General features: G+C 54.5%; 13 protein-coding genes and 2 pseudogenes. 6 read left to right on the forward strand and 9 right to left on the reverse strand.

Going from position 1 to position 15,236, the window contains the following annotated elements; genetic code table 11:
• Positions 1-82 precede the first annotated feature (82 nt).
• Together ACXAH8_RS09930 and ACXAH8_RS09935 are read right to left on the reverse strand one after the other, a co-directional pair.
• Positions 83-1,009, reverse strand: a complete 927-nt coding sequence (locus ACXAH8_RS09930; protein ID WP_170718263.1) for an aminotransferase class IV — start codon at positions 1,007-1,009, stop codon at positions 83-85.
• A complete protein-coding gene (locus ACXAH8_RS09935; RefSeq protein ID WP_475217960.1) occupies positions 1,006-1,737 on the reverse strand; it encodes a sulfotransferase-like domain-containing protein in 732 nt (243 codons plus the stop codon). The genes ACXAH8_RS09930 and ACXAH8_RS09935 overlap by 4 nt, the downstream gene beginning before the upstream one ends.
• A gap of 365 nt (positions 1,738-2,102) precedes the next feature.
• On the opposite strand from ACXAH8_RS09935, the pseudogene ACXAH8_RS09940 reads away from it, so the two are divergent.
• A pseudogene (locus ACXAH8_RS09940) lies at positions 2,103-2,186 on the forward strand (thioredoxin domain-containing protein); the annotation flags it as partial.
• Between the two features lie 181 nt (positions 2,187-2,367).
• Positions 2,368-2,637: a glutathione S-transferase family protein gene (locus ACXAH8_RS09945; protein WP_475217962.1), complete on the forward strand. Its 270-nt coding sequence runs from the start codon at positions 2,368-2,370 to the stop codon at positions 2,635-2,637.
• 21 nt (positions 2,638-2,658) lie between these two features.
• On the opposite strand, the pseudogene ACXAH8_RS09950 reads toward ACXAH8_RS09945, so the two are convergent.
• The 3 genes and pseudogenes from ACXAH8_RS09950 to ACXAH8_RS09960 all read right to left on the reverse strand — a co-directional run.
• Positions 2,659-3,207 (reverse strand): annotated as a pseudogene (locus ACXAH8_RS09950) (IS6 family transposase); the annotation flags it as partial.
• A gap of 111 nt (positions 3,208-3,318) precedes the next feature.
• The gene (locus tag ACXAH8_RS09955) at positions 3,319-3,726 is read right to left on the reverse strand and encodes a universal stress protein (protein ID WP_475217963.1); all 408 of its coding nucleotides are present in this window, start codon (positions 3,724-3,726) and stop codon (positions 3,319-3,321) included.
• A 57-nt stretch (positions 3,727-3,783) separates the two neighbouring features.
• Entirely contained in the window at positions 3,784-4,233 is a 450-nt protein-coding gene (locus tag ACXAH8_RS09960; protein WP_475217965.1) for a phasin family protein, read from the reverse strand.
• Between the two features lie 200 nt (positions 4,234-4,433).
• Here ACXAH8_RS09960 and ACXAH8_RS09965 point away from each other — a divergent pair, with 200 nt between their 5' ends.
• Positions 4,434-5,591 (forward strand): cation:proton antiporter, encoded by a 1,158-nt coding sequence (locus ACXAH8_RS09965; protein ID WP_475217967.1) that lies wholly within the window; start codon positions 4,434-4,436, stop codon positions 5,589-5,591.
• Between the two features lie 15 nt (positions 5,592-5,606).
• Here ACXAH8_RS09965 and ACXAH8_RS09970 read toward each other — a convergent pair whose 3' ends face one another.
• Entirely contained in the window at positions 5,607-6,014 is a 408-nt protein-coding gene (locus ACXAH8_RS09970; protein WP_475217970.1) for a c-type cytochrome, read from the reverse strand.
• A 160-nt stretch (positions 6,015-6,174) separates the two neighbouring features.
• Positions 6,175-7,779: a Na/Pi cotransporter family protein gene (locus tag ACXAH8_RS09975; RefSeq protein WP_475217972.1), complete on the reverse strand. Its 1,605-nt coding sequence runs from the start codon at positions 7,777-7,779 to the stop codon at positions 6,175-6,177.
• 440 nt (positions 7,780-8,219) lie between these two features.
• Between ACXAH8_RS09975 and ACXAH8_RS09980 the strand changes: the two genes are divergently transcribed.
• Together ACXAH8_RS09980 and ACXAH8_RS09985 are read left to right on the forward strand one after the other, a co-directional pair.
• Positions 8,220-9,440 (forward strand): APC family permease, encoded by a 1,221-nt coding sequence (locus ACXAH8_RS09980; RefSeq protein ID WP_475217974.1) that lies wholly within the window; start codon positions 8,220-8,222, stop codon positions 9,438-9,440.
• 43 nt (positions 9,441-9,483) lie between these two features.
• Positions 9,484-11,100: an MFS transporter gene (locus ACXAH8_RS09985; RefSeq protein WP_475217975.1), complete on the forward strand. Its 1,617-nt coding sequence runs from the start codon at positions 9,484-9,486 to the stop codon at positions 11,098-11,100.
• On the opposite strand, the gene ACXAH8_RS09990 is transcribed toward ACXAH8_RS09985, so the two are convergent.
• Together ACXAH8_RS09990 and ACXAH8_RS09995 are read right to left on the reverse strand one after the other, a co-directional pair.
• Complete coding sequence (locus ACXAH8_RS09990; RefSeq protein ID WP_475217976.1) at positions 11,101-12,693, reverse strand: trypsin-like peptidase domain-containing protein; 1,593 nt, start codon at positions 12,691-12,693, stop codon at positions 11,101-11,103.
• 219 nt (positions 12,694-12,912) lie between these two features.
• Complete coding sequence (locus tag ACXAH8_RS09995) at positions 12,913-13,416, reverse strand: Hsp20/alpha crystallin family protein (RefSeq protein WP_475217978.1); 504 nt, start codon at positions 13,414-13,416, stop codon at positions 12,913-12,915.
• Between the two features lie 278 nt (positions 13,417-13,694).
• On the opposite strand from ACXAH8_RS09995, the gene ACXAH8_RS10000 reads away from it, so the two are divergent.
• Complete coding sequence (locus ACXAH8_RS10000) at positions 13,695-14,999, forward strand: ferredoxin reductase family protein (RefSeq protein ID WP_475217980.1); 1,305 nt, start codon at positions 13,695-13,697, stop codon at positions 14,997-14,999.
• Positions 15,000-15,236 lie beyond the last annotated feature (237 nt).

The following is a 15,236-nucleotide window of genomic DNA, read 5'->3' on the forward strand; positions in this document are numbered from 1 at the left end:
TCACCCGCACTTCATGGCTCTTTTTCCCCAGAGGCGGAACAACCCAAGCAGCGCGCTCACGGCCCCGCTGGTTGACCAAAGATCACGTTTGCGCAGCCACGTTCCGGGCGACCAGTTCCTTGTAGAGCGCGCGGATGCGCAATGTCATCGGGCCAGCCTCGCCGTCTCCGATCTGTTTGCCGTCGATCTCGGCCACTGGGGTTTGCGCGCCGAAGGTGCCGGTCAGAAACGCCTCATCCGCGCCGTAGGCCTCGTAGAGTGAGTAGTTCTTTTCGAAAACCGGTATGTCGTTGGCGCGGCACAGGTCGATCACCTTCTGCCGCGTCACCCCGTTCATGCAGTAGTCCCCGGTCGAGGTCCAAACCTCGCCCTTGCGTACGATGAAGAAATTGCAGGCGTTGGTGGTGTTCACAAAGCCATGCGGATCCAGCATGAGCCCCTCATCCGCGCCTGCCTGTTCGGCCTGCAAACAAGCGATGACACAGTTCAGTTTGGAGTGGCTGTTGAACTTCGCGTCCTGGCTGGTCGGCAACCCCCGTACCTGGGGCACGGTCGCCAAACGTATCCCCCGCGCGGTCAAAGCCTCGGCGGGTTTGGAGTGTTCGACGATGGCCACGATCGTCGGCCCCCAGCGCGACAACCTGGGATGCTGAAACGGCTTGGCCTTGCGACCGCGCGTGATCATCAGCCGCGCGTGGGCATCGGTTGTCGCGCCATTGGCGGCGGCGGTGGCGTCCAGAATCTCGCGAATTTCCTCGCGGGTTTTGCCGATGTCCAGCGACACCGCTTTGCAGCTGTCAAACAGCCGATCCATGTGTTCGTCGAAGAAGGCCCAGCATCCATCATAGAGCCGCAGCCCTTCCCACATGCCGTCGCCCAGCATGAAGCCGGAATCATAGACCGAGACTTTAGCCTCATCCTTATGAATCAGCGCGCCATCGACCCAGATTTTCAGGTCCTCGTTGCGGGCATCGTATTCCGCGTCATGAGTTGAGAGTTCGGTCGTCATGCATCACCTTCCAGAACAAGTGCATCCGCTTTGAGCCGCTCATAATATGGCATCGCCTCTTCGCATATGGATTGGAGCGCGGGCGGCAAGGTCGGTAACTCCCCCTCAGCGCCCGCAAACCCGGTTGAGGCATGTACGGCCCCGTACCAGTGGCTGGCCCACACGCCGTCCGAGGGATGGCCGCCCGCAGGCCACGACAACATGGCCGGGTCAAAGGGCAGATCAATTGCCGCACATAGCTTCTGCAACATCTGTTCGGGCGCCTGACGGATGTCATAGCTGTCGACGATAACCCCTGCCCCAGTTCGCGCGCGGATCAGATCGTAAATCTCGGCCTGTTGCACAAAACCAATATCCTCGAGCGTCGGGTTTTCGCGTTTTGCGGCATAGCTGGCCAAAACACGCGCGGGGTGGCGGATCAGAAAGATATGTTTCAGCCCATCCATCCAGGGTTGATCCAAGCCCCAAACCATATGCTGCGTCATGTGTTTCTGGTAGATATGCGCCTTGCCCTCTGGCGGCTGCGCTGCGCAACCCTGCCCAACTTGAAAGGGGTCCGTTTCGCCGACAGCAATGATCTGCTCGCCCATCGGATGATCCAGCCCGGTCTCGGCCAGATAGGCCGCGTAGAACGGCTCATCCCAGACGGCGCAATCCGCGCGCGCGCCGAAAGCATACATCATCGCAGTGGACAGATTTCTGGGGCCAGACCAGCAGGCTATGTTCATTTCTTAAGACCCCTCAATCGGGTTGGCAGATGGTATAGTAGGCGTGCCGCTGCACGAAGTTTTAGCATGTTCTGCGGTCACATAAGGACACAACTTCAAGTTCACGCACACCCCTTCTGCTTGTCATAGCAACACCCCGATCTTGTCAACATCGAGTGTTCAGAAGGACACTGAAACCGACCTCGGTAAAACGCCAGAATCACGTCGTGTCTTTTCGAGTTGAATTTAGTTGCAAATGTAACAATATTGGAGCAACGACAGGATGATATCATGAAACTCTATTCCTACTGGCGCTCAACGACTTCATACCGAGTTCGCATCGCCTTGACCTCAAGAGCCTCAGCTACGATTACAGCCCGGTCGATCTGGTCGCCGGAGAGCAAAGCGAACCCGGGTACACCGCGCTCAACCCTGGCAAGGATGTTCCGACCATGGATACTGAGGACGGCACGGCCCTGACCCAATCGCTTGCAATCATCGACTATCTGGAGGCCATCGCGCCAGAACCTCGGCTCCTTCCACCCCAACCCCTGCTGCGCGCTCGTCCAAACCGCCGCACACACCATCGCAATCGAAATCCACCTGGTGAACAACCTGAGGGTCATGACCTACCTCAAATCTCAAATTTGAATGGACTCCGCCGGTCGGACCGATTGGTTCCACCATTGGATGACCGAAGGGTTTGCCGCCGACCAGGCGCTGTTGCCGCAAAACACCCGTTTCAGTTTCGCGGACACCTCGACCCTCGCCGATATCTGCCTTGTCCCCCAGCTCTATAACGCGCATCGCTGGGGGGTGAACATGACACGCTTTCCGCGACTGGTGGAGATCGAAAAACACGCGCTGTCCCTTACCGCTTTTGATCAGGCGCGCCCGGAGAACCAACCTGACGCAAGCTGACAAGTTTAAGTAACGGCAATCGGATTGTTGTCGTCGGAAAGGAAGGTGCGAATTCTCAACGCGGTTGTGGAGCCACCTGCTCGTTTGTTGCTTTCCCTTGGCACCAAGTTCCCTGAGAACTGCCCGATATGATACGAAACGATCCGTGACCACATTCTTCGCAACACCGTAGCGTTTCCAAAATTTCTCTATTAATTTCTATGCTTTCCACCTGGTTCGACGATTGGTAACGACAGCTTCGAACACCTCTCTTTCGTGATCAACGACGCTCCGCAGTTCTAGCCGCTTTCCATTGATCTAAACAAACGCTTCGTCGACATGCCATTTCAATTTTGGGTATGCCCGCAACTGCTGGATCCGTTTTTTCCGAATTTCCGATGCGAAAATCGGGCTAAACCAGTTCCGCCACTACCGCACGGTCTTGTGGCTGACTTCGATGCCATGCTTACGCATCAGGTCTCCCACATTTTTAAGCGACAGAGGAAACCAAACACGTAGCATCACCGCCAAGAGAATGATTTCTGGGCTGGTTCTATAACACTTAAAGGGAACTCGTCTTTTCACGAGCAGGGGCTACAAAAGCCCCCTACCCGACTCAAGACAAGTTCCCCTGACAAGCCTTTATTTTGGTTCAGCAAGTAAGGGGCCATTACAATAGAATCTCGTATCGCTAGCTTTGGATCACCGAATTACGTGAACCGAACACTTGGCATGATGCACGACTCTGTTCGCAGTGGAACCTAGGAATATGTCCTCGAATCCTGGCTTGTGTGACGCTAAGACGATGCAATCAACGTCGTTCTGATTTGCGAAGTCAACGATAGCCCTACCCGCGTGCCCAGAGATGAGCTGTACCTTCGCGTCTGGAATTTCAGAGGCAGTCTGATGCAGGCTCTCCATTATCTCATGCCGCGTGTTTGCAAGCACTTCGCTTGGAATCTGAGACCCTACATACGCTGGAATAGGCTCCTGGACGTGCACAACGGTGAAAACAGCGTCGGCATCGGCCAATTGGCGCGCAGCCTCAAACGACGCTTGTGTGTCGTGTTCTTGGTCCAGAACAACCGGGATCAGGATATTCTTGTACATTTGACCTCCTATCTACTGCTCAGATGATTTCGGTTTAGTTTTTCGGCAGCAGGAACCCTAAACAGGCTCAGACTTTGAAGACTTCCCCGCGCTCTTTGTAGCGGCGGCAACATCACCAACTGTTTTCTCAACAGCTTCAGCTTCTGTTTCAGCGACATAAGATGCACAACGGGACACGGTTTCGAACCATTCCTGCGCGTCTGCAACCAACCGCTCAGCCGAATGGCGCTGCCATTCCGCCATGCTCTGGAAGGCTTTCGATGGATCGGACGGGTTCGCGGAAGACACATTGCGTGCAGCTTGTAGAGCCGTCCGAACCGCCTCATGACGCCGTTCGAACCAATGCTGTGCAAAGGCCTCTGTTTCTTCGAGCAATTTTTCTTGCGCGTCCCAAAATTGTTCGATCTGGGCTCCTAAGGCCGGATTGCCAGACATGGGTGGCTGCATTTGCTTGAAAACATCCAACAGTGAGGTCGGGCTGTTTGTGTTGGTTTTCTTTGTCGGCATCGAAAGTTCCTCCTCATTTCCTGAATGAGTCATTTTGCCACTTGCGGCACACTTTCGCCTTAATACAGATCAATATCCCTTATTTTTCAGGTCTTCGGCCAAAGCTGCGACGGGACCCCCGCATTCTCTCCGACATCGGTTCCTAGAAGGCAGTGTTGGAGTTAGAGTAGTTTAGACAAGAACTAAATGCTTGGTTTTCTATGCACATTGCCGGCTTTCTGATTACCCTTGGTGTCCTCTTCCTTGCCGGATTGGCGGCTGACCAACTTGGCCGGGCCACGCATCTTCCTCGTGTTACAACCTTACTTTTCCTCGGTCTGATCGCCGGAAACGCCGGAATGGGGTTGATCCCACTCGACGTTGCAATGTGGTTCGACGAGATTTCCATTGTGGCGTTGACGATGGTCGCGTTCCTTCTTGGAGGATCTTTGACCCGCGAGAACCTGGTTCGGCACGGCCGAGCCATTCTGACGATTTCGATTTCAATCGTGGTTGCAACCCTTGTTATCGTGTCTGCTGGATTGACCGCAATCGGCGTACCCTTCGGGTTGGCATTGGTGCTGGCGGCAATTGCCACGGCTACAGCTCCGGCCGCCATGACAGACGTGATCAAGCAATCTGGGGTGTCCAACAGCTTCACGGAGACATTGAAGGGCGTCGTCGCAATTGATGACGCTTGGGGTCTGATCGTTTTCAGCATCGCCCTGGTTCTGGCCGGTCATTCGGACGGTTGGACCACCGTTACGACCACAGCGATGTGGGATTTCGGAGGGGCTATTTTGTTGGGTACTGCAATAGGCGTGCCATCCGCTTACCTGACCGGCCGCTTGAAACCGGGAGAGCCAATGCAGGCAGAAGCAGTGGGCATAGTTTTTCTTACGGCGGGCCTTGCGCTTTGGCTGGAGGTTTCATTTTTGGTAGCAGGCATGGTCGCGGGGGCCGTCATCGGGAATCTTGCCCGACATCACGACCGTGCCTTTCATGAGATCGAGCACATTCAGTGGCCATTCATGATCCTGTTCTTCCTGTTGGCTGGCGCCACGTTGGATATCGAAGCCTTCGGCTTGATGGGTTGGGCTGGTGCACTCTTCCTGATCTTGCGCGCCGTGGCCCGTCTTGTCGGGGGTTATTGTGGAGCGAGATTGGGCGGCCTGCCTCGCCATCAGACCCGCTGGTACGGCCCCGCTTTGTTGCCACAGGCTGGTGTCGCGGTAGGAATGGCCCTCGTTGCCGGGGAGCAATTTCCAAACTGGGCATCGTCCATCATGGCGTTTACTCTTGCCAGCACTGTGGCCTTCGAAGTGTTGGGGCCGCCACTGACTCTCATGTCAATCAGACGCACGGCTGATACGGACTAGCAGGTTGGTCAATGACTATTCAGCCTGAATCGATTCCAAAAAGGCGAGCAAATTCGCCAACGGCAGGCCAACCATCATTCGTTGCCCATTGGGCAAAGCCACCGCGATTTGTTGGTCTGTTTCAAACACCGCGCCAAAGATCGGCATTTCGCCCCCATGCGCGAGCAATTGGGAACGACCATCAATCTGTTCAGCTATGCGATTTGTCGGAAACACACCGTCGTTTTGGCCCGCCAATTTGGTAAGGTCGGGCGTTCGAATAGCCATCATTTCGGCCATCGGCCCGTCTCCGGTCGCTTCGAAACCATGACATTGCCAGCAATACGTCCGGTACAAGTCACGTCCCTTATCGACGCTGATGTCCTGCGCTAAAGCAGGTCCCGTGATGAACAGTGCCACTAAAATCCCGCGAACAATCTGCATATGTTCCTCCAATGTGCTGCCCCGGATGCAGATCTTATTAAACCGCATCCTTAAGAAACTTCTTTGACCTTGCTCATGTTGCACGCTTAAGCACGAAGATTGGCGTTTCAGCCGAAGAACGTTTGAGCTAGTGCCGAATCTAATCCAGGCTAGCCTCCAACTACGCCAATTCGTCATTGACCTCGCCACCCCTGCGCCCAGACGGCGCTCCTTCCAATGCGTTCAAATGCCAACGAATGCGCCAGAGGTGATAAGACACGCGATGCAACCATCTGAGAGCATCCAGCCGAGCCCAAACCACGTCGTCCGGCAGATTGTCAGTTGCCGCGTCGGAAATGAGCAAGTCTCTGCGAAGTTTCCTCTGTCGCCGCAGAAAACGGCGAAGACGGTTCAGCGTGTTTTGACACTGCACCGGATTGTCGATCTCCAAGTAGCCATCCGTTGCTGTAATCAACACCGAAGCGAGCCGCTTCAAACGCCGGTCTTTCGGTAACTCGCTTATCCGATCATCTTGGCTACACCGGTAAAGCAGCCGGTCAAGGTGATCGAGGACATGGTATATACCCTTGATGCTGGATATCTCTGCGTCGGACCTGCTGGGCAGTTCAATCTTGTCTAGGTACGAGCGCGCCTCAGAAACAGCCGTCTCAATGTTATCCCGCCCATAGTCGGGTCCGCTTGGCTGAGATGCCCCCATACATGACCGAAGGTGCCCCACTTCGGCCCTTACAATTTGTTCGACTGAAGCTTTTGCTGCATCCACCGCTATTTCCGGTACCCCAAGAACCAGCGGATCCAGAGACCTCGTCAACTCAGCACCTCTGTCGGGTACGAGCGCCTCGATAAATCTGGCGAAGGGTTTCGCGAACGGCAAGATCAGCGCTACGCCTATGGCGTTGAAGAAACTATGGAACGCGACAAGCGCAGTCAGTGAGTTTCCGGCCCCCGTCCCACTTACAAAGACCGAAGTAAACGGCCCCAGCAGAAAAAATGCCATTGCTCCTGTCATCACATTGTAGATCACATGCGCAAAACCGGTTCGACGCGCCATCGTGCCCCCACCCAAGGTGGCCAGAACAGCGGTGAAAGTTGTCCCCACATCCATTCCAATGACGAGAGCCGCTGCTTGAGGGAAGTTCACTGCACCGGCGCTCAACGCAGCCAATGCCGTTGCAACACCAGCACTCGAAGACTGCGTCACCATCGTGATAACGACACCGATCAATACAAGCTTCAGCCTGCCCAGCAATGTATCAGGTGGAAAATCGGCAGGGGTAACTACGCCGCGAAAGGCGTCCAGCCCGGACTTGAGCTGCTCTATCCCAATGAAAATCAAGCTGAATCCGGCCAACGCCAGCCCAAAGCCGGCAACCGCTTTTTTTCCTGAAAGCGCCAGCAAAGCCCCAACAAAAACAACGGGCAACATCACTTGCCCCAGGTCCAGCTTGAACCCCAGGAGCGCGACGAGCCAACCTGTCATGGTCGTTCCGATATTGGCCCCAAAGATGATCCCAAGCGCTTGGGGAAAGGTGAGAAGGCCAGACGCGACAAATCCGACGGCCGCGACAGTCGTCGCGCTGGAAGACTGAATCGCAGCTGTCGTGACCGCGCCTGTTACCGCCCCGGTAAACGGTGTCGACGTGAACCGGCCCAAAATATCTCGCAGTCGCGCACCTGCCAACGCCTTCAAACCGTCCGTCATCAACAGCATGCCGACAAGGAACAGGCCGATGCCGCCCAGTGCTGGTAACAGGTTCCAGAGCATTACGAATTGCCTTCCACCCTAAATCTCAAACCGCCTGGCATGTTTGCTTTGCCTTTGAGTCCGACGGCAAACGACCGTTGGTTTGGATTCAGCCTCGCAGACCGGCGACCGCGAGTTGATTGACATAGATCAAAGCACCAACAGGAATCACATAGTGAAATGCGAATGTTTCAGCGTCTTCTACGTTCACCGGTCTGTCCCCAAGCAAACACAAAGGTGAACGGAATTCTGAAGGAGTGGAAGTTCCACCCACTGGGGGCTCGGCAGAAGTGGTGGCGAGCCCCCAGTTAGTTTATTGGCGCCTTATGCGCGCAAACGTTGAGACACAAGGCATTCGGTGCAGCTTTGACCATCGGATCGCGCCGCTCCGCCAATCGCGGACAAAACTGGGAAGGACGCCACTGATGACGTTCTGAATTGGCAGTTGGTGGAAATCGCTAATGAACTTTGTTGATCCAAACGAACAGAAACTCCGTCGAGCCCTTACTACGCCTTTGCTCACGCTCTATGGCCTTGGGGTAACGGTCGGAGCGGGTATTTACGTTTTAGTCGGCGCGACAGCAGATATTGCCGGACCGTTTGCAGCGTTTTCGTTCGTTGTAGCCGCGCTTGTCGTATCACTCACCGCGCTTTCATATGCAGAACTCGCAACGCGATTTCCCGTCAGCGCAGGTGAAGCAGCCTATGTTGAGGCGGGATTCCAGAAAAGATGGATGGCGGTTTTCGTCGGGCTCGCGGTTGCAGCTTCGGGGATTATCTCTGCCTCTGCAGTTGCAATTGGCGCAGCGTCATACCTGCACGCTTTAACCGGTTTTGCGATCCCTGTTTTGACCATCAGCGTCGTTTTGATCATGGGTCTAATCGCGCTCTGGGGGATCACTGAGTCGGTCTTTGTCGCGGCTGTCATTACGATCATCGAGATCGCAGGCCTTCTCTTTGTGATTGGCTGGGGTATGTCGATTCAGGATCCGCAGGGATACGAGATCGGTTCAATGCTTCCCCCGCTTGAACTCGACGCGTGGAGAGGCATTTTCGCGGCATCACTTCTCGCCTTCTTCGCATTTGTTGGCTTCGAGGACATGGCCAACGTGGCAGAAGAGGTCAAAGACCCGGTCCGCACCATCCCAAAAGCGATTTTACTTACCCTCGTTCTGGCGACCGTATTGTATCTAGGAACCTCAATGACGGTTCTACTTGTTGTTCCGATTGATGTCCTTTCGACATCTGCAGCACCCCTCGCTCTTGTGTTTTCAAACGCACCCGAAGTGATCAAACAGGGCTTTTCCGCAGTCGCGATTGTGGCGACAGTCAATGGTGTACTGATCCAGATGATCATGGCCTCGCGCGTGATCTACGGCCTGGCTGATCGTGACCATTTGCCGAAGGTTCTCGCGATTGTCCCGAAAGCAACTCAGACACCAGTTGTCGCTACTTTGCTGGTCGTCGCAATCATCGTTTTGCTGACCCAAACTATACCGATTGGTACTCTGGCAGAGCGCACGTCTCAGATCGTTCTCGGTGTCTTTGTACTGGTCAATGTCTCGCTGATCCTGCTGAAGATGAAGCCGGACGAGGCCGCCAAACACTTCCGCGTTCCTCTTGTAGTACCGATCCTTGGAGTGATCACCAGTGCATTGCTTTTCGGATCTGGATTTCTCTAACTAGATACAACGACCCAAAGGCCTCAACGAACTGCCACGGCATATGACGACTGACCAAGCTTCCATAGGATTAAAAATTTCGGCCTGGTGGCATAGAACGTTTGTGGATCTGGTTCAGCAGCTGCAATGGTCCTATTTGCCGCCACTGATGGTCTATTTCGCGGCGGGCGTGTCCGGCCTGACCTCGGTCGTTGGCGCTTTTTTTCTTAAAGATTTTCTCGATTTATCCGCCTCTTTCGTTGCAGGACTTGCATTTTGGGCCGGTCTCCCTTGGATCCTCAAAATGCCACTTGGCCATGTCGTGGACTTGTTCTGGCGTTGGAAGTCCTTGCTGATCTTGTTCGGCGCATCCTTGATCACATTGTCTTTGCTCACAATGTACGGTCTCGTGACCGCGCCTGCACAGATGTCCAAGTTCATGCCGTTGGAAGACTGGTATGTTGTTGCCCTCCTCTTGGCGCCTTCCGGCTATGCCATTCAGGATGTTGTCGCTGACGCCATGACTGTTGAGGCGGTCCCAAAGGTTGACCAGCGCGGCCTACCGTTTACGCCAGAAGAAACCCGTGCTCAGCACACGACGATGCAAACCTTGGGCAGAGTTTCGATCATTTCCGGGTTCGCGGCGGTTGCGGCTGTAAACATCTGGATATTCTCTGGGACCGAAGAACTGCAAAAATCCGAACGCCTTGCGCTTTATGGCCAAGTATACCTGGTAGCTCTGGCCATACCGGTGTTGTCCGTCAGTGGAGTGGTTCTTCATAGCTTTGTCCAGCGTCAGCTTGTCAAGCGCGGCCACCCGCCACATACGCCCGATGAAGTCACCGAAGTCAAATGGTCCATATTGCTCGGCGGTCTTGCATTCGTTTTGCTTAGCATCGTGCTGGGAACTGCCGATTTCGAATTTGCGCAGGAGACCGTTTTTGCGGTTTCCCTGACGGTGATCCTCTACCTCATGTCGCGTCTGCTGAAAGAGCTGGAACCGGCCCAAGCCAAAGCCTTGATCGGGACAGCAACAATCATTTTTGTGTTTCGCGCTGTGCCGCTACCGGGACCAGGCCTGACATGGTTTGAAATCGATGAACTGGGGTTCGATGAGCAATTCCTTGCAATTCTGGCTTTGTTAACTTCGATGCTGGCCCTACTCGGGTTAATCGTCCTTCGACCATTTATGGCCAACCGCTCCATTGCGCATGTGGTGGTATTGTTGACGATTGCGGCGGGCGTACTCGCCCTGCCCAATCTTGCCCTCTACTACGGCGTGCATGAATGGACGGCGGCGCGTACCGGCGGTGTTGTCGATGCAAGGTTCATTGCCATTCTTGACACAGCCGTTGAGTCGCCGCTTGGACAGATCGCCATGGTCCCGATGTTGGCTTGGATCGCACGCAATGCCCCTGTTCAGTTGAAAGCGACCTTTTTTGCGGTGATGGCATCGTTTACCAACATGGCTTTGTCGGCCAGCAGCCTCAGCACCAAATACCTCAACCAGACATACGTCGTCACGCGCGCTGTCACAAACCCGGAAACCGGTGAGGTCACGTCAACCGCAGACTACAGTCAACTTGGGTACTTGCTGATCTCCGTGGCCGTGATCTCGGTGATCGTTCCACTGGTCACAGTGTTTTTCGTTCAAAACTCGCGCTTCCGAACGAGCGAATGATCACTGACTTTCCGCCTCTTCCAGCAGAGCTCTGAGATGTGAGACCGGGACGCCGATGTTTGAGCCACCAAACTCGGGCAAGATCGCAGCATTGATTGCAACGACCTCACCCCGCCGATTCAATGCTGGCCCCCCGCTCCCACCGGTCGTAGTCTCGGCGTCATAAACGATAGCGTTGCCGCTTGTCCGTGCAACTATCCCTCTGCTTGCTAACGGGTGTATCTTGCTTTGGGATGAAAGCCGGGACGCGATCGACCAAAAGTTCAACGTTCCTTCTGCTTCCAGTTCCTCCAAAAAGCCCGGACCAGCCTGCGCGATCAAAGCTTTCAAACCCGTTGGATATCCCAACAGATACAGCTCTTCACCTACGCGCGACGCGGCATCCGCCAACGGAATTCCGAGGTCCTGAACGAGGCTTGGCTCAACTGCCAAAATCGCCAAGTCTGCGGCTTCACTGAACCGGACCAGACGCGCCTCTATTGGTTCCGTTTGATCAGGCAAATAGGCCAGCAGCCTCAACATCTCTGGCTCAAGACCCGCGTCTCTCAGCGCCTTCTCTCGGTCCCCAGATGTCCACGGCAACGCAACATGACGGTTGGTGGCCATCAACGGTACTCCAGCAATCAAAAAACCGGTTCCGGTGAATTGAAATTCTGCAGGTTCTCCGGTCCCGTCGGGTTCGATCCAAGGCTGGCCAAATGGGGTCTTCAGGTTTTCTCCGTTCGGTCCCAACACGTGCCGCAAAATCTTCCCGCTTTCCACGTGGCGCAGCCCATAAGCCCCCTGGAGGAAAGCGACGGATCGAATTGAGGCAGCTATCACGCGAGTGGGTGCTCCCGCCCGCTGCTCCAAGGTTCCAAGACGCTCCTCGGTCGACAAGACCTGGTTCTCAAAAGCGTCACGCAACGAAGCCAAGTCATCAGGCGTAAGTGCGTCTTCTCGCGTCTGTGCGAGCATAACTGCGACCGCTTCAATCTTGCGGGACTCCTGTTCGATACTATCCGCTAAGCGCCGGTCGTTTTGATACAGCAGGTACCCAAACCCCGCGATCACAAGAAGCGTCGCAAGAACCGTGATCCTGAACAATATCGTGGTTTGAGAGGCAAGCCGCCGCCCACTATCGCGCAGGGCACCAGACATCTTTTTGGCGAAAGGTCGACGGCTCGTTAGGGTGTAAGCAACAGCATCACTGAGGATATCCTCGACAGTATGGTGCGCGGGAAATGAGTGATCGCACAACCTGTATCGAGACATCGGGCCCTTTTCGCCGAACTCGATCATGTCGCCATGTCTAAGAGACGCCGATGAGGTTTTTTGTCCGTTTACCCACACATTGCGCCCAACCGACGCGGTTATTGTGTAACCGTCGTCAGCCCACTGTAGGGTCGCAATATCGTTGTCATGCGGAGGCAGGTCGTCTTTAGGTCGAAGGCTTAGCACCCTGCCGTTGTCAACTGAAACGGTCAGGGCTTTATCGACCAACCAGTTCACGTTTCCGCGCGATGGTCCGGTCAGGCTCTCCAGAAAGGCCCGCACCTCACCTTCACCAGCATGTCCTGAGGGTGTCATGCCACTCTCTTCTGGTTTTCGCATTGTGGCCCCCTACCCAAACGCGTGAGGGCATTCTACCACGCTTCAACGCCAAACCCATAGCCTGGTACGAATGTGCAAAAAACACGTTTGTACAGATACTTGCGATATCCGCCAGGACTCAACCAAAGACACTTATCAGGCCACAACTCTAAGAAGGCCGATCCATGATCGACCTTCTGCCTTGGCATTTTTTTGCACGGTATCGAGCCACCAGACCGTCTATTTCGAAGATACCTTGATCTTACGGCTTGGATCCTGAGGCTCAGTCTTCGGCATTTCTATATGCAGAACACCTTTGTCGAATTCAGCTGAAATCTTGTCGATTTCCACAGTGTCTGGCAGCGACATGGCTCTGGAAAAGCTGCCATAGCTTCTTTCGCTGACACGCAAATCGCCCGTTTCATCATGCGCAATCTTCTTCTGACCGCTCAAGACTAGTTTGCGGTCCTTGATTTCAATTTCCACATCATCCTCTTCGAGCCCCGGCAATTCAGCCGTCAGGACAATCGCAGAATCCGTTTCTTGGACATCGATTGCCGGTGAAATCGCACCCGTCATATCAAGAGACGGAAAACCCGTGCGTTGCGCAGCCGTTTCCATCGGCAGGAAGGGTGATCCTCCCCCCAAAAAACGCGACATCAAGGTCTCCATTTCACGCCGAAAGTTGTCAGAGAGCGGATACATTCCAGTGAAAAGTTGCGGTGACTTTTTGTCTTCCAACATTTTGAGCCTCCTCCTTTGGTCGGATTTCGCGCGCGCAACATTATGACAGGAAAAGCGGTCAAGGACCTTGATCTTGCGCAAGCATGCAACCTCAGCATCAGCCAGACTGAACGCAGCGGCTGAACGAACTGAAACGGGAAACGTCGCCCACTAAACTTGCCTCGTCGCGCCAGAGTTAACACCAATCTCAGTAGTCTTGATCGGAATCCCAGGTCAGCTTAGCGTCTATTTTGAATGAGCCCGAGCTGCCCAGCTTTAGCACAGTGGAGCAAAACTGTATGAAATGGCCTTATTTGGCGCTGATTTACGTTTTGCTGATCTTGGCTCCCTTGGGTTTTTCTTGGTCTCTGGGATGGCCCCCACGATCATTTCATCAAGAGCTCGCGTCCGGGCTTGGGATGCTTGCTTTTTCAATAATCTTAGTCGAGTTCCTGCTGTCTGGGCGGTTCAGGTTCATCTCTTCCGGTCTGGGTATGGATGTAACCATGCGGGTGCATCAGTTGATGGCGCGTACAGCACTCGGCTTTGCGCTGGTACACCCGCTTCTCTATCAGGGTACGCCTTCTGGCGGACGCCGCCCGTGGGATGTAACAAACCAACTTACGATTTCGACCGACTTTTCTACGCTGGCATCGGGCATCGGCGCATATTTGCTATTGTTCATTCTGGTCGCCTCGGCAATTGCCCGCAAATCTCTTGATTACAAATACGAAACATGGCGCCTCTTACACGGGCTGGGAGCCTTGGTGATTGCATGCCTGCTGTTGCATCACACGGTCTATGCTGGGCGCTACGGTGGGCATCCGCTGTTGATGTATCTCTGGCTTGCCTTGACCAGTATTGCGGTTGGAACTTTGCTGTATGTCTATCTCGTTCGCCCTTTACGTCAGAGGAAAAGGCCGTGGCGCGTCTCATCTGTGTCTCGACTATCACCGAAGCAATGGGAGTTGCGCCTCATGCCCCATGGTCACAACGGACTAAACTTCGAAGCAGGGCAGTTTGCCTGGCTAAACGTCGGCCACAGTGCCTTTTCTCTGCATGAGAACCCATTCTCGATTAGTTCGGCACCCGCCGAAGGCCCCGAAGTTTCATTCGTGATAAAGGAGCTTGGGGATTTCACATGTGGCCTCGGACAGATCGCTCCGCAAACCACGGCCTATCTGGATGCCCCGCACGGGAATCTGTCGATCAGCCACCGCACCGAGACAGGCATTGTTCTGATCGCAGGTGGTGTCGGGATCGCGCCCATGGTGAGCATTTTGCGTCAAGTTCGACTGAGTGGAGCACGGCACGATCTCAAGCTTATCTATGGCAACCGGGTGGAGGAGCAGATTGTCTATCGCCAGGAGTTGTCCAAAGAAGACACAGTATTTGTTCTATCTGAACCGCCAAAGGATTGGTCCGGAGAGACAGGCTTGATCGACGGTCCTCTGTTGGACCGCAATTTGTCTTCTGAACAATTTGAAAGCTGGCTTTTTGTTCTTTGCGGCCCCCCTGCCATGATGGACACCGTCGAAGATCATCTAGTTGAGCGGGGCACCGCGTCACACCGGATTTTGTCTGAAAGGTTTGACTATGATTAGACTTCTCAGAAACCTGCCCGCACGCCAACAAGTGAAATTCACAGTGTGGTTCATCAGTTTTACAGTCTTCGTCGCTGTCTTGGCCTTTTGCTTAAGGTAGCAAGCTAGACTACCAAGGGTTGGCTAGCTTCAAGGCTATTGGCCGAAAAGGCAGGTTTTCTTCGAGATGGGTGCCGCCTCGAACTTCCATAAAAACATGCTCCGCGCGGACAGCAAAAGCGTGCCACAACGATCCAG

The sequence above is a fragment of the Ruegeria sp. ABV3_008 genome, from assembly GCF_056161185.1.

Bases quoted from the DNA above. Each gene is read 5' to 3' on its own strand.
- ACXAH8_RS09930 (WP_170718263.1), bottom strand. From the start codon at position 1,009: ATGACGACCGAACTCTCAACTCATGACGCGGAATACGATGCCCGCAAC.
- ACXAH8_RS09935 (WP_475217960.1), bottom strand. From the start codon at position 1,737: ATGAACATAGCCTGCTGGTCTGGCCCCAGAAATCTGTCCACTGCGATG.
- ACXAH8_RS09945 (WP_475217962.1), top strand. From the start codon at position 2,368: ATGGACTCCGCCGGTCGGACCGATTGGTTCCACCATTGGATGACCGAA.
- ACXAH8_RS09955 (WP_475217963.1), bottom strand. From the start codon at position 3,726: ATGTACAAGAATATCCTGATCCCGGTTGTTCTGGACCAAGAACACGAC.
- ACXAH8_RS09960 (WP_475217965.1), bottom strand. From the start codon at position 4,233: ATGCCGACAAAGAAAACCAACACAAACAGCCCGACCTCACTGTTGGAT.
- ACXAH8_RS09965 (WP_475217967.1), top strand. From the start codon at position 4,434: ATGCACATTGCCGGCTTTCTGATTACCCTTGGTGTCCTCTTCCTTGCC.
- ACXAH8_RS09970 (WP_475217970.1), bottom strand. From the start codon at position 6,014: ATGCAGATTGTTCGCGGGATTTTAGTGGCACTGTTCATCACGGGACCT.
- ACXAH8_RS09975 (WP_475217972.1), bottom strand. From the start codon at position 7,779: ATGCTCTGGAACCTGTTACCAGCACTGGGCGGCATCGGCCTGTTCCTT.
- ACXAH8_RS09980 (WP_475217974.1), top strand. From the start codon at position 8,220: ATGAACTTTGTTGATCCAAACGAACAGAAACTCCGTCGAGCCCTTACT.
- ACXAH8_RS09985 (WP_475217975.1), top strand. From the start codon at position 9,484: ATGACGACTGACCAAGCTTCCATAGGATTAAAAATTTCGGCCTGGTGG.
- ACXAH8_RS09990 (WP_475217976.1), bottom strand. From the start codon at position 12,693: ATGCGAAAACCAGAAGAGAGTGGCATGACACCCTCAGGACATGCTGGT.
- ACXAH8_RS09995 (WP_475217978.1), bottom strand. From the start codon at position 13,416: ATGTTGGAAGACAAAAAGTCACCGCAACTTTTCACTGGAATGTATCCG.
- ACXAH8_RS10000 (WP_475217980.1), top strand. From the start codon at position 13,695: ATGAAATGGCCTTATTTGGCGCTGATTTACGTTTTGCTGATCTTGGCT.